This window comes from Actinomadura soli (assembly GCF_005889715.1).
Classification (GTDB): Bacteria; Actinomycetota; Actinomycetes; order Streptosporangiales; family Streptosporangiaceae; genus Spirillospora; species Spirillospora soli.
The window spans coordinates 1-14,356 of sequence record NZ_VCKW01000217.1; the positions used below are offsets into that span (position 1 = coordinate 1).

Here is a 14,356-nt window from a genome sequence, read left to right on the forward strand (position 1 = left end):
CCCCCACACCCCCATCGCCCGGCTCGTCACCCGCCTCAACGACGAACACACCCGCCTGGCCCAGCTCCACACCATCCACGCCGACCAACACCACCACGAAGGCATGGACCCCACCATGAACGACCACGTCTCGGTACCGGCAGCACTCACCACCTCCTACAACGCCCTGCCCAACGACGACGCCAAACGGGTGTACCGGCTGCTCAGCATCCACCCCGGCTCCGACCTGACCCTTGACCTCGCCGCAGCTGCCGCCGACCTTGAGCACCCGCAGGCCGAGCAGTTGCTGGAAACGCTCACCGGCGCCCAACTCCTCCATCAGTACTCGCCCGGCCGGTACCGCTACCACGACCTGACCCGGCAACACGCCCGCGACACCAGCGAGACGACCGACCCTAAATCCACCCGAGATGCCGTCGTCGACCGCATCACCACCCGGATGCTGCAGGTCGCGGTCGCCGCCCAGCTGACCATCAACCCCGACCGTTGGTACCTGGGCCGGTACTTCACCCAGCCGCCCGTGATCGCCTTCTCCGACACCGTCGCAGCGTTGGACTGGCTGGAAACCGAGCGCGACAACCTGCTCGCCCTCCTCCACCACGCGCACCTGTACGGCGGCCACATCAGCGCGTGGGAGATCGCCGAGGCGATGTGGGGGCTATTCGTCCACCGCAAACACTACGGGCTCTTCGAGCAATTCCACCGGATCGGGCTGGCCGCCGCCGAAGACGCCCAGGACGTCCGGGCGCAGGCCCGCATGCTCGAAGGGCTGGCCGCCTACCACAACAACCGCGGCACCCACCCCGCCGCCATCACCCTCGCCCAACGCGCCCTCGCCCTGGAACGCGAGGCCGACCACCCGATCGGGGAGGCCTCCGCGCTGGACATGCTCGGCGTCGCGCAAATGGCCACCGGCCAACTCGGCCCTGCCGCCGAAACCTTCACCCGGGCCCGCGACATCCACCGCCACATCAGCCACCCGCGCGGCGCCGCGCTCATGACCCGCCACCTCGGCGAAGTCGCCGCCCGGACCGGCCACCACCACCGCGCCACCGAACACTACGACGAAGCCATCAGCTACTTCGCCGCGCACCACGAGCCCTACCTGCACGCCCGCGCGCTCACCGGCCGCGCCGACAGCCACCTGGACCTCGGCCGGCTCGACGACGCCGACACCGACCTACACGCAGCGCTCTCCCTCACCCAGCAAGTCGACGCCCGACACGAAACCGCCAACATCCACGCCCTCCTGGCCCGCCTCGCCGAGCTGCGCGGCGACCCCGAAACCCGAACCCACCACCTCCACCAGGCGCTCGACCTGTACCAGCAGCTCGGTGCCCCACAAGCCACCCACATCGCCGCCCAACTCGCCCAACGATCCCCAAGCGCAGATCTCGACCACCCTTCAACCGAGGAACCCCGGTAGCCCAGCGACCTGAGCAGTTACTACTGCCCTACCAGCCACGGTGGCACCAGGTCACTTGGCGGGGAGTTCGTCAGAGCAGACCCGAACGTGCACCATGCTGAGACGCCACGCGTGTGATCACGACTTGGGTGAGTAGTCGTCAGAGAACAGACGACCACTCACCCAATCCGCACCATCGTTGATCGGGGGGTACGGCGTCCCTTCAACGCCGCGTCCCCTTGAACACGCCGACAATCTCGTCCACATGAAGGCCGGGCCGGGGTGGACGCCTGGGACTTTCCGCAACAACGAGGACGGTCCACCACCGGGAGCTCTTATGTCCCCAGCGGGGAGCCCTGGTTTCCACCACCGGGAGGAAGTGATGTCCAACGACAAGAGGCGGCATGCCTGCCAGAAGAGGAGGAACAGCCACATGACCGAGGTCTGATTCGCCACCTAGGGAGCAGTCCATCGGGTCGTTCGGTGGCGTATCCGGTGACCGATACCTCAGTGGGATCCCAGGTGCAACACAGCGCTCAACACCTTCGGCCCGATGAGTACCTTTGCCAGCCTCTCCCTCCATCCTGACGAGCGTTCCACACCGGATAGGCTTGCAGTGTCGAGCATAACCGAGCCTCCGAGTGCGACCTTCACGTGGGCAGACCGCCCATTTGCGAAGGTTGCTGACGTGGCATGCCTCGGTGACGGAAGCCACCTAGGCCGTGCCAACCCCAAACGGCCTGCGCCTCCGAGCACGTGTTGCTGCCCCGCTGGGACCGGCCGTTTCCTGCGGAGCCCGCCGCCTGGACAATCAATACCGGGGACAACGCACGCCCATCTATTGAACAAGAGTGTCCCTGCCCGGCTTCGCGCCGTACCACCTGATCGTGACGGCAGAGACTCCAATACAGTTAATGATCCCTCCCTCAGCGTTCAGACCGGTACCTGTCGATTACGTTGGCCGCTAGGCGGCCACGCCCATTGACCGGAATGCCACGTCGCTTTGCCCATTCGCGGATCTCAGCGGCGCTTTCCGGCCTAGAAACTGAGGCCGAATTTCTCCTTCCTCTTGCCGCTTTCAACCTACGACCGCTCTCCATGAAAGGATACAGCGTACTGCGAAGTTCAGCAGCGTTCCTCTCGTTGAGATCGATTTCGTACGTACTGCCGTCAATGCCGAATGACACGGTGTCGACTGCCTCACTACCATCGATGTCGTCAGCCATGGTGACCACTATCTTTTGAGCCATGTTGATCCCCTTCGGTCCTTGTCCCCCATCGACATCAACCGTACCCTATTCCGCACAAAGCCTTTTCGAGAGCGACAAAGGCCAGCCCAACCACACCGGCGATCGCGCACATCCAATCACGATATCCGCAGGCGGATAGGACTTCTCCTGACAGTTACAACTCGCGAACACCACCTATCCTTCCTGCATTTTTCACTACTCGAATGCATGAGCGAACAGCTCCCGTTCGGACGAAACAAGCAAGGGAGTCGACCTACCATCCTTCACCGAATTGATTGGCAGAGCCAAAGGGGCTGGATTCCAATTTCCATCTCCGGAATCAAAGACCGCTCCCGCGTCTTAGAGATCAAGCCACCATAACTGAGGCAACTATCTCGTCCAACACACCGCTGACGCTCATGAACACCGCGGCAGTGATGCAGTGAGGAGACAATGCGGCACTCACGCCGCTGATATCCGACTCCGATCGTTCTCCGCGGCTCACAAGTCGTGGGTAAACGCGCCACTGATCACCAACCGCTCCGCAGGGACACAGCCCCTGCAACTAACCCCTACCGGTCGAACACACGTAGGCGCCGATGCGGGCAAGAAACTTTACCTTTGTCTTCCTCCGCAGCTCCGGTAATGATGACATAATTGCACGTGCAGGCAGGCCCTAGCTGCGTGCAGGTTCGCGTCATACTGTCGGATACCCCCGGCTATGCGCCGACCGGAATGCGGTGGGGCGCGCCGAGCGGTGAATTTGGGGGCCATGTGCTGTCGGTGCGTGTCGCTCGGACACAGAATTACCCCATGAAGCTGAGTGAGAAGAGCGTAACGGCACCAGTTCCGCGCCGTCCCTGAATCTTCGGGCAGCGCCTGCACCCGGCTACCAAGCTCCAGCGTCGCCGCATGGTCGTGAACGTCCCCACGCCGCCCGAACATCTGCGAGGACAGCGCCCCAGGCGTCGAATCGCCGCGACCGCCGCCACGTCGGCGTCCCGTGGCACTATACGGGCGCTGCTCCGACAGTGGAGGTCAGCGGTGCCCGCCACCGGACCTGCGTGGTCTCTTATGGTGGGCATCTCGTCTTGCTCTGAGCGGGTTCGTCACGGTGTGCCGCTCGATTATTGAGCTATGCGGCTTGAGCTGGGGCTATGCGGCATGATGGTATTCGTTGATCACGCCCGTGACGACGGGTCTTCGCCGGATGGATCTCAGGTCGTTTGCTTCAGCCGGGGTCCTGGCGGGCTGGCATTCGGCATCTGGAGGTCGTTGCCGGCGGGCTTGGTGGGGCCGGTGGCCGTTGTAGTGGGTCAGGTACTCGCCGAGCACCAAGGCCAGGTGCCGCTCCCCCAGGATCAACACCCGGTCCAGCAGTTCACGGCGAAGGGTTCCGATGACGCGCTCGCAGATGGCGTTCATACGAGGTGTCCGTGGCAAGGTCCTCACGACCTTGAGCCCTTCGGTCTTGAGCACCTCATCGAACGCAGCGGTGAAGACCGGATCGCGGTCGTGGATCAAGAACCGCAGCGCGCCGATACGATCCCCCAACTCCATCGCCAGGTTGCGGGCTTGCTGCACCGTCCACGCCCCCGTCGGGCACGCGGTCACCCCAGCTAGATGCACTCTGCGGGTGCCGTGCTCGATGAACACCAGCACATAGAGCCGCTTGAGCAGCACCGTCTCCACCACCAGGAAGTCACAGGCGATGATTCCGTGCGCTTGAGCGGCCAGGAACTGCCGCCAGGTCGGCCCCGCCCGACGCGGTGCCGGATCGATGTCGGCCGCATGCAGGATCTCCCACACCGTGGACGCCGCAATCGTGTAGCCGAGACGGGCCACCTCGCCTTGGATCCGCCGATGCCCCCACGCCGGGTTCTCCCGCGCCATCCGCAAGATCAGCGTTCTGATCGACGCACCCTTGCGGGGGCGACCTGGACGGCGCCGGTCGGTGAAGGTCCACTTACGGGCGACGAGGTCACGGTGCCAGCGCAGGATCGTCGCCGGAACAACCGGAAAGAGTTCGGCCCACCGCCGACGCGGCACCAGATGGGACAACGCCGCAATCCAGAGCCGGTCGCCATGATCCCAGCGCGGACGACCTGCGACCTGACGGCGCAGCACCTGGTTCTCGTGACGCAGCACTAGCAACTCGACGTCCTTGGACATATCAGACCGGACCAGCATCACCAACAGGCCGAGCAGGCTCCGGACCAACCGGTACAGCACAGACAACAACACCCCGAGATGGTCGCAGCGACTCCTACGGCCCCGCAGCAAAATCCCAGCTCACAGCATGAAACTAAGTATTCGAGCGGTACAGGGCCGGTTGAACTCTTGGGCTTTGTCTGGCGAACGGCCAGGACCGAGTCCTATTGCAGATCACGGGGTTGGAGGGATAGTGCGTCTACGTTCGCTATCGGCGAGAACTCACCGTTCTGCCGAACGACGCCACCAATCGTCAGGACGGCTCCATTGGCCTCGGCGGCGCAGTCATGTGATGCTCGGGCGATGGGAAGCAGGATCTTCAGCAGTGTCCACCGGCCCGTGCCGAGGTCAAGGACCTCGGTGGTACGCCTGGGGCCGACAAGGGCGCCGGCGGGGGAGAACTCGGCTCCGCCGACGACGGTGAGGATCCGTCGTTTCCCGACCGTCGTCTCGACCGCGCAGGTCAGGGAACGAGCCTCGATCATCGGGTTCATGGTGCGCCATCTGTTGGTCCTGGGGTCGTAGCGCTCCACCGTGGTCAGCGACTTGACCTGTTCTGCTGACCCGCTCACCCGATTGTCGCCCCCGATCGCATACAGGTAACCTCTCGCAGCCACCAGCTTGAACCTTTCCCGGGCCGTGGGCATAGGGGCGACGGAACTCCAGGTACGCTTCCCAGGGTCGTAGACGATCACCGAGTTCGTGAACTGGGATCCGGGGATTTCCCCGCCGGCCACGTAAAGCAGACCACCAAGGGCTGCCGCTGCGGGGCCACCGCGTGGCTGGGGAAGGCGAAGACTCCTGGCCCAGCGGCCCGACTCCGGGTCGTAGGTCTCCACGGCGTCCGACGGACCAGATTTAGTGAAGCCACCGACCGCGTACACCAGCCCACCTACCTCGGCGGTAGCTAGGTTGGCGCGCGCAGTAGGCAGGCGCGCCAGGTAACGCCAGGTCCCAGTGCCCTGTGTACGGCGGGCTTCGACGACATCCAGATCCTGGTCCCTGAGCGGGTCAGCCCCGCCTATGGCCAGAATGTCCCTGCCCACCGTCGTCACGCTCAGCGCGTCGCGCGCCTGCTGGAGTGCGGGCCTGGCAGTCCATTGACTCCGCCGGCCCGCCTCGCCTGGGGCCGGCTCAGGGCCAGGGCCGGATCTGGCTGGTGCGGCCAGGACACCGACAAGCATCGCAGGAATCAAACCCAGCCCCAAGAATCGACCAAATCGCCGCACGCCGGCAAGGGTCGCCATCCAGCCCAACATGTCGCCGCCCTCTCAGGTCACATCCAGCCCACAGGCCTCGGCAGAACTCATTCGCGACGCCGTACTCACACTCGACCGCACGCGTGTCGGACATCTTGTTGCGTCCCAGGCGGCCTTCGCGAACAGGAAATTCAGTATGCGCTTCCATTGCTTCGGAAAACAAGAATTGATCGCGACAAGTACTATCAAGCGACCTGCGCTCACAGGCGCCGTATCCCAGAGATCAGACGCAGCAGAACATCTTTTCTCGGCAGACCTGCGCATACCGATTCGCGGTCTTTGGTTCAGGTGCCGGAGGCCGTGTGGGCGGCGAGGATGTAGTTGGGGTGGCGGTCGAGGTTGTTGCGGGCTCGGTCGTAGCGCATGGTGGTGCGCGCGTCTGCGTGGCGTGCGGCGATCTGCACGTCGCGCAGGTCGACGCCGGCGTCGAGCGTGGTGGTCACGAAGGTGCGGCGGAGCATGTGGGGGTGCATCCGCGGCAACCGGACGACGGATTGGGCCTCGAGTCGGCGCGGGCGGCGGGTGGTGGCGTGCCGATCCATTCGGGTCCCGCGGGTGTTGAGCAGGATCGGCCCGCTGGTCCGGTCGCGGGTGGCGTGGTCGATGGCTCTGCCGACTGCCGGCGGGAGGGGTATCAGTACGATCCGGGTGCCCTTGCCGATCACGCGTAGGACTCGGTGGCCGTGTTCCTCGCCCAGGTCGTCGATGTCGGCACCGGTGGCCTCGAAGATCCGTAACCCGAGGAACCCGAGCATCGCGACCAGCGCGAAGTAGTTGTGCTTGGCCGAGGCGCGCGCAGCTGACAGCAGAGCCTCGAACTGCAGATGGGACAATCCGAGCGTTGGCGATTCCGGCGCTACGTTCGGGCGACGGACATGGTCGGCGGGCGAGTGTTCCAGAATTCCGTCGCTCACGCAGGTCCGGTAGAAGCCGACCACTACTGACAGCCGCCGGGACACGGTCAAGGGCCGGAACCGGCGGACCTCCTGTAGCCAGCGCACGTACATCTCCACATGCGCGCGCCGTACCGCTAAGGGGCTCCAGCTGCCGTTCGGCGCACAGGTCAGGTGGATCCGCAGGTCCGACTCGGTGTGCATGCGTGAGTCACCCTTGTATTGGGCCAAGTAGGCGAGCGTCGCCAACCGCAGGATGTCCCCACCTGCGTTTTCCAGCGCCACGCGCTCCCAGAAGCTCATCGAACGAAGTCCTGCCTTCGACGTTGCGCCCGCACCGGGCGCAAGACCAGACCAGCCACACGCGGCATGAGCGGACAAGGTGCGCGGGTCATTCGGCGGCAACCTCTACGACTCAAGTGGTTCGAAGGGGCTACGTTGCTTTGATGACTTGGTTGACCGATACCCGGAACGTCTATGACGCCCTCGCGGTCGGCTACGCCGACGAGACCCGCGACCTGCTCGACAGGCTGCTGCATGTTCGCGCGGGGGTAGTGCTGTTCGCCGACCTGGTCCGCGCGATCGACGGCGGGCCCGTCGCCGACGTGGGCTGCGGGCCGGGGCACACCACCGCCCTGCTGCGAGAACTGGGCGCGGACGCGTTCGGCATCGACCTGTCACCCGCGATGATCGAGATCGCCCGCCGCGAGCACCCCGGGACGCGGTTCGAGGTCGGTTCGATGACCGACCTGGAGCTCGCCGACGGCTCTCTGGCCGGTGTGCTCGCGTGGTGGTCGCTGATCTACATCCCCGACGAGGCGGTGCCGGGCGTGCTCGGACAGTTCCACCGGGTCCTGCGGCCGGGCGGGCTGCTGGCCGTAGGCTTCCACGTCGGCGACGAGTCAAAGATCGAGACGAGCGGTGACGGCGACCAGCCCGTCCAGGCGTATGTGCACCACCGCCAACCGCCCCGCGTAGCCGACTGGCTCCGCCAGGCGGGCTTCACCATCGAGGCGCAGCACCTGCTGAACCCCGACGAGCCGAAGCCGGGCGCGATCCTATTCGCCCGCCGCCCCGCGGCCCCCCGGTAACCACCGCCAGCGTGCTTGCCCGCCACTAGCGCGTCCGACCGGCGGCATGTGAGTGCGCTCGTGGGGGAAACGGTATCTGTAAGCGGCAGTCCGCGTCAGTTGCGTGTTGGCTCCGTGCCTTTCATGACGAGCTGGTCGTCACAGGCCATGAGCAGGGATTCATGGGAGTGGTTCGTAGAACGAGTCGACGGCGGGTTGGCCGGTGTAGTTGGGGCCGGCTTGATCGTCGGCTCCGAGATAGCGGTACGGGAACCGGATCTGTGCGCATCCGCGGCGGGAGATGCGGCGGCGGGCGGAATCGTACGCGAACCCTTGGGAGCGCAATTGGGCGGTGAGCCGTCGGCCTGTGGGTGTGCCGTCCGCACGGCGGACCGAGCGGGTGTCGAAGTTGGCGATGAAGAGCCCGTCGCTGGTGAGCCAGGATGCTATGCGGCTGAGGACCTCCAGTTTGTCGCCCACGTAGTGCAGCCCATGCACGCAAGTGATCAGGTCAAAGCAGCCGTCAGGGACCCACTGGTTCACCGAGCCGCTGATCAGGCGCAGAGATGGAGAAAAGCTGCCTGAGACAAAATGGTCCGCGAGGTCCAGTCCGATGATCTCGGCCTCTGCAGTCAGGCCACGAGCGGCGAGGAGCCCGGCTGCTTCGGCCAGCGCCCGCCCGCTCCCGCAGCACACGTCCAGCCACCGTACGGGCGTTGCCGCCCTGGCGCGGGTGCTCAACTCGGCCATGACGTCGATGCCGAGTTCCCGACCGTAACCGTAGGAGCCGCTGAGGGACCGTTCGCGATTCATCAGGCAGTTCGCCACGACCGACGATCTCACCAGCGCGTTCTCATCGAGCAACCGCGTCACTCCGGCATTGTGGCCCATCAACGCATGAAGCGCGCCATGTCCACCCGCCGTGGTCGGCCACCTCCCCGGTCGGCGGCACGAGAGGGCGTTCCGGGACGCCTGCCGCTCCTGAATCCGGACCCACTGTTGAGCGAACACCCCCGGGAGTGTCCGTACACCGCCCGACAGGCTCGGTGCCCGATCATTGACGACATGACGAAGCTGATCGCCCTCTCCCGCCTGTGCTCGCGCCGACCGACCCCGGGCAGAGCGACCTGCTCGTCCACTTCTGCGGCCGAAGGGAGGGCTCACAGTTCAACCCGGCCGCGCCCGACACCATCAAGCAGATGCCCTCCAGCAACGCCTGAACCCGATCCTGCACAGCCAGACCCTCATGGTCTTCCCGCCGTTCTGCCCCGACGGGATGCCCGCCGTCTGCTTCTCTGAGAGCCCCGGCCTCCACCTCCTCCGCATGCTCAACAAGCGCGGAATGAAGCCCTTGGGCGTGGTGCTGAAGCGGGCCGACGTCATCGCTGCCGGGCGGCGGCGGAATCGCCTACCCGCCCGAGAGCGTCCACGACACCTGGGCTTCCGAGACGAAGATGCGGTCAGGCGTAGGGGGTACGGCGAAGCTCGTAGAGCCGGAAGCCTTCCTCGACCATCCACACCGCGGCGAAGGTAGTCCAGAACAGGTTGCGGATGTTGCCGGTGATCCGGGTCATGGCCATGTCCCGGCCCCGCAGGGTGGCTCGGGCCATGACCTCCTTGTCCAACAGGCCCCGCGTGCCGTACTGGTCACCGTGGGCCAGCGAGCTGCAACCGCTCCAGACCACCTCGGCCAGATCGGCGCCGATGCCAGCGAGCTCGCCGGCATCGCGGACGATGAAGCTGTAGGTTGGCGCCTGCTTCAGCTCCTGGTGGGCTTCGTCGGCGGTGACTTTGAGAGCAGCGGCGAGCAGGTCGTTCACCCGCATCAGCGCATCATCCTTCGTTGTGGTCGCGGGCTGGTTGACCAGCTCCCGCATACGGTACGAACCCTTGACCTCTTTGCGCTGGAGCGCGAGGCGGCGGGTCACCCGGGTTGGGCGGTCCTTGGGGCCGAGCAGCCAGACCGCGCGGGCGCCGTTCTCGATCGCGCCGCGCACCAGGGAGGACTGGGCGTGGGTCTGGATGCGAGCCTCGACGTGGCCGTTGACGGGCGGCCCGAAGACCGAAGTGCGAAGGCACTCGAGGTGATCGGTCGCTACCGTGAGGGCGTGCCAGGCGTACCCGGAAAGCTCGAACGGGTGGGTCTTGGCGTCGTCGCCGGCCAGCGGGCTGCGCCCGGCGACGTCGGAGGCGTTGGGGTCCGCGCCCATCTGCTCTCGTCGTTGTTGGGCTCTTTCGAGGAGGGCGCCCAGCTTGCTCAAGTCCCGCTTTTCGTCGCTGTTCACGGAAAGTAACCGTACGCAGGTCAGCTTGGCCTAGCGACAGATCTACCGCGCACGACGGAACCGGCATGGATGCCCGTCCGCCGCGCCCGCGCCGCCGTCCTGTATTTCGGTAGAGCGGTCTCGGCCGCCAATGGTCCCAGACCCCCGGCCCACGGGGACCGGTCCGGTCCCGGGGAACCCCGGGCTCCGATCGCCGGTCAGGTGACACACGATCGCGCTTGGGGTTCGCCCTCATCGATGGGCGAGTCCGACCGGTCTTCCTCCACCTCGTCCGCGCGGGATCGTCCGCACAATACAACTCGCGAGGTACCGGAGGCCTGTCTTGAATCATGCGGTTCTCGCCATAAGGCCCTCAAGATGCGGTGTCGCGAGATACCGTTGTCGGCCATGCGAATCAGTCAACTTACGGTCCAAAACTTCCGAAATCTGGCGAACATTAACCTCAGGCTCGAAGCGGGCGCAGTGATTGTTGGGGAGAACCGCTCCGGCAAGAGCAACCTGCTCCACGCCCTCCGCTTGGTGCTCGACCCGACCATGCCCAATAGTGACCGCCGCCTACGTCGAGAAGATTTCTGGGACGGGCTAGGGAAGGACGCCAACGACTACGATCCGCAAGCAGCCGGAGAAAGTATCACTATTTCGGTCGAAATTACCGACTTCGAGGATGAGCCAACAGCGCTGGTCGCGCTCAAGGGTGCCCTGCTAAAGACCGACCCCATACGCGCTCGTCTTACCTTCCGTTGGGGCCCGGCAGACACCGTTGAGGAGGGTGCTCAGGCGCCGTACCGCTGGTCGATCGTTGGAGGCGAGAACGAGGCGCAGGTCGGGGGAGATGTTCGTGAGTACCTCTTCATCGCCTACCTTCATGCGCTCCGCGACGTTCAATCAGATATCCGCAACTGGAGGCGATCACCGCTCCGGAGACTCCTGGAGGCAGCGGCGGCAGCGGCACCAAAGGAGGCGCTCGGAGGCGTTGAGCAGGCCATGACTGAGGCAAACGCCCAGTTGAATCAACTGGAGGTAATCGAGCAGCTCGGTACCAGAATCAGCGCGCGGACCCTTGACATGGTGGGCGACCAACATGCCCTTGAAACGAGCCTAGCTGCGGCCCCTCCGGACCCCGTTCGTCTGATCCGGGGGATGAAGCTTTTCGTCGACGGACCCGCGCAGCGCGATCTGGGCAGCGCCAGTCTCGGCACACTGAACGTGCTGTACTTGGCGCTGCTGGAGCTTGGGCTCGATCAGCAACTCCTGGAGAACGAGATCGCCCACGCCGTGATTGCTGTCGACGAGCCGGAAGCCCACCTTCACCCCCATCTGCAGCGCCTCGTCTTCCGGCGGCTGCTCAACGAAACGCCGCGTACTATCACCAAGATCGTGACAACTCAGTCGCCGTACATCGCGAGTGTCGCGCCGCCACGGAGCCTCCTAGTCTTGCGCACCACCGGTGACCAAACCCTTGCCGCCGCAGCTGCCGATGCCTCGCTCACAGAGCTCGAATGGGATGACATCGGCCGCTACCTGGACGCGACACGCGCCGAGCTGGTTTTCGCGCGCAGGGTCCTGTTCGTCGAAGGCTATGCCGAGCAGGTCATGGTGCCAGCCCTCGCTCGCGGCCTCGACCTGGAGCTCGACAAGCTCGGAGTCACCGTCTGCGCGATCCACGGTACGCACTTCTCCACGTACGTGCGGTTCGCAGCAGCACTCGGTATCCCCTGGGCAGTCGTCACTGACGGCGATCCGGGCGACGACGAGGACGCCGACAGCCCGCCGGCGGGTCAGGTTCGGGCGACTAGACTGGTGGAGACAATCGGTGCCGCTGGCTCGCCCGAACAGCACGGCATCTTCTGCGGCACAACCACCTTTGAGTACGACCTCTTCCAGGCTTCCGCTGAGAATCAGGCAACCTGTCGCATGGTGCTCGCCGACCTCGTCACGCCCAGGCAGCAGGTCGTGCTCGAAACTTGGCAGAGCACCACGCCAGACTGCGCCGAGTTCTTGAAGATGATCGAGCGCGCGGGCGGCAAGGGCCGCTTTGCGCAGCGGCTCGCACTGCGCAAGCTCACCGCACCAGAATACGTCGCGGCCGCACTGCAATACCTGAAGGCCTGATGAGCAAACTTACGGAATCAATCGCTGACCTGAAAGCGAACGCCGGGCAGTGGCAGGCGTTCCGAACTGAGGGGCACTGTGTTGTCCTCGCACCTCCCGGCAGCGGCAAGACCAAACTGCTGACTACGCGCGTTGCCTATGACCTCGCGAATCGCATACCGCGTCCGCAGGGAGCCGCTTGCATCACACTCACCAACCCCGCAGCTGATCAGTTGCGTGAACGCATCACCGACCTGGGAGTCGAGTCTCGTTCGACACTCTTTGTCGGGACGGTGCATGGGTTTGCTTTCAGGCGCATCATCGCCCCGTTCGCGCGCGCTGCAGGGAGATCCGATGCCGCAAATCTCCAAGTCGCGGACCCCAGGCTCGCACGTAGGTTGCTGGATCAGGTCGTTGATCGCCATTTCGAAAGGCACGAGAAGCGCGAGCGGAGGCTGGCAAAGTCCACGATCGAGCACAACCGCAAGCAGCTAGCAACTGATCAACAATGGTTGCGATCTGAGCAGAGGATAGTCCAGGCAGGACGCAAGTACGAACAAGAGCTGCGCCAGCTCGGCCTCATGGACTTCGACGACATTGTGCGCTTCGCAGTGGAGCTCGTCGAGGGCGATGAGACCGTTCGAAAAGCGCTTGTCGCCTGCTACCCGCACCTCTACGTCGACGAGTACCAAGACCTTGCGCCAGGACTCGACCGACTCGTACGTGCACTGTGCTTCGACTACCGAACGCCCGTCGACTTGTTTGCCGTGGGTGACCCGGACCAAGCCATCTTCGGTTTCACCGGCACCCGGCCCGAACTCCTAATCGAACTCGCAGCGCGGCCGGGCGTCACGCGAGTACCGCTCACCGTGAACTACCGGTGCGGCATCGAGATCATTCGCTGTGCCAACCGCCTACTCGCCGACCCTGACCGGGAGATTACTGGCCAACGATCCGGAGGCCGCGTCGAAGCACACCACGAGCCCGGCGGCTTCTCCGCCCAGGTCAACGCTGCGGCACAAATCGTCCGCACTGCTACCGCTTCCGGAACCCCACTGCACGAGGTGGTGGTCCTCTGCGCCACCAACACAAACTGCGAATCGGCGGCTGCGGGCCTGCGCGCGCAGGGTCTCCCCGTGTACGTCCGCGGTTCGGAGTATGACCGCACCCCAGCCACGCAACTCATCGAAGGTCTGGCTGCTTGGACCACGCTGGGGCGCGAACGCAGCGGTCACCGCCTGAGCGATCTGCTCTACGGGTGGCGGGACGCCATGGGAAATCAATGGAGCAAGCGAGGCGAATCCAAGCTTGTAGAGAAGATGCTGGAGCTGCGTAAGAAGGTGGATGCGCCGGCGACGCAGCTGATCGACGACCTTGAGCTCCTTGGATTCACCAGTGCGCTCGAGAAGGTGAGGCGGGGGGACGACGTGGCCTCAATTGGGGACATGGTGGTGGCACTCACGAACGGCAGCCTCAGAGGTCACACGATCACCGAACTTGGCGAGCGGGCCCGCAATGTGGATCGAATCGAAGTCACCACAATGACATCAGGTAAGGGGCTCGAGTTTGACGTTGTCGTCATTCTCGGCGCCGAAGATGGTGTCATCCCATTCTTCGCCTCAGCTGAAGGCTCCAAAGAGATGAACGAAGATCGCCGAAAGTTTTACGTTTCGATCACGCGAGCTCGCGAAGCCGTCGATATCTTCTACTCCGGATTCACGGTCACGCAATACGGCACAAGAAAGTACAATCCGCCGAGCAGGTTCATCAGGCAACTTGGGATCATCACCTAATGGCGGTGCATCGGTCAGGCCGGGAAGGCAGGATCGGTGGCTGATGAAGCCGACCGGTGGGTGAGCACTGTTCATCACCAGGCCCGCTGTGCGAGGTCGAGGGCTAGATCGTGCCCCCAC

Annotated in this window: 10 protein-coding genes and 1 pseudogene; 5 read left to right on the top strand and 6 right to left on the bottom strand. The window is 64.7% G+C overall.

What is annotated here, in order from left to right; all coding sequences use genetic code 11:
- Nucleotides 1-1,426: pseudogene (locus ETD83_RS42915) on the top strand (hypothetical protein); the annotation flags it as partial.
- A 905-nt stretch (nt 1,427-2,331) separates the two neighbouring features.
- On the opposite strand, the gene ETD83_RS31345 reads toward ETD83_RS42915, so the two are convergent.
- The 4 genes from ETD83_RS31345 to ETD83_RS31360 form a co-directional block, all read right to left on the bottom strand.
- Nucleotides 2,332-2,655, bottom strand: a complete 324-nt coding sequence (locus tag ETD83_RS31345; RefSeq protein WP_138648820.1) for a histone-like nucleoid-structuring protein Lsr2 — start codon at nt 2,653-2,655, stop codon at nt 2,332-2,334.
- Nucleotides 2,656-3,789: 1,134 nt separating this feature from the next.
- A complete protein-coding gene (locus ETD83_RS31350) occupies nt 3,790-4,878 on the bottom strand; it encodes an integrase core domain-containing protein (RefSeq protein WP_138648821.1) in 1,089 nt (362 codons plus the stop codon).
- 131 nt (nt 4,879-5,009) lie between these two features.
- The gene (locus ETD83_RS31355) at nt 5,010-6,104 is read right to left on the bottom strand and encodes a Kelch repeat-containing protein (protein ID WP_138648822.1); all 1,095 of its coding nucleotides are present in this window, start codon (nt 6,102-6,104) and stop codon (nt 5,010-5,012) included.
- Between the two features lie 284 nt (nt 6,105-6,388).
- Nucleotides 6,389-7,300, bottom strand: coding sequence for a tyrosine-type recombinase/integrase (locus ETD83_RS31360; protein ID WP_138648823.1), 912 nt, complete (start codon nt 7,298-7,300; stop codon nt 6,389-6,391).
- Nucleotides 7,301-7,452: 152 nt separating this feature from the next.
- On the opposite strand from ETD83_RS31360, the gene ETD83_RS31365 reads away from it, so the two are divergent.
- Entirely contained in the window at nt 7,453-8,088 is a 636-nt protein-coding gene (locus ETD83_RS31365; RefSeq protein WP_205717993.1) for a class I SAM-dependent DNA methyltransferase, read from the top strand.
- A 159-nt stretch (nt 8,089-8,247) separates the two neighbouring features.
- On the opposite strand, the gene ETD83_RS31370 is transcribed toward ETD83_RS31365, so the two are convergent.
- The gene (locus tag ETD83_RS31370) at nt 8,248-8,940 is read right to left on the bottom strand and encodes a class I SAM-dependent methyltransferase (protein ID WP_205717994.1); all 693 of its coding nucleotides are present in this window, start codon (nt 8,938-8,940) and stop codon (nt 8,248-8,250) included.
- Between the two features lie 221 nt (nt 8,941-9,161).
- Between ETD83_RS31370 and ETD83_RS45535 the strand changes: the two genes are divergently transcribed.
- Entirely contained in the window at nt 9,162-9,287 is a 126-nt protein-coding gene (locus ETD83_RS45535; RefSeq protein ID WP_268920515.1) for a hypothetical protein, read from the top strand.
- Between the two features lie 240 nt (nt 9,288-9,527).
- On the opposite strand, the gene ETD83_RS31375 is transcribed toward ETD83_RS45535, so the two are convergent.
- Nucleotides 9,528-10,352, bottom strand: coding sequence for a hypothetical protein (locus ETD83_RS31375; protein WP_138648826.1), 825 nt, complete (start codon nt 10,350-10,352; stop codon nt 9,528-9,530).
- A gap of 387 nt (nt 10,353-10,739) precedes the next feature.
- On the opposite strand from ETD83_RS31375, the gene ETD83_RS31380 reads away from it, so the two are divergent.
- The gene (locus ETD83_RS31380) at nt 10,740-12,464 is read left to right on the top strand and encodes an ATP-dependent nuclease (protein ID WP_138648827.1); all 1,725 of its coding nucleotides are present in this window, start codon (nt 10,740-10,742) and stop codon (nt 12,462-12,464) included.
- Nucleotides 12,464-14,236, top strand: a complete 1,773-nt coding sequence (locus ETD83_RS31385; RefSeq protein ID WP_138648828.1) for an ATP-dependent helicase — start codon at nt 12,464-12,466, stop codon at nt 14,234-14,236. The genes ETD83_RS31380 and ETD83_RS31385 overlap by 1 nt, the downstream gene beginning before the upstream one ends.
- The last annotated feature ends 120 nt before the right edge of the window (nt 14,237-14,356 follow it).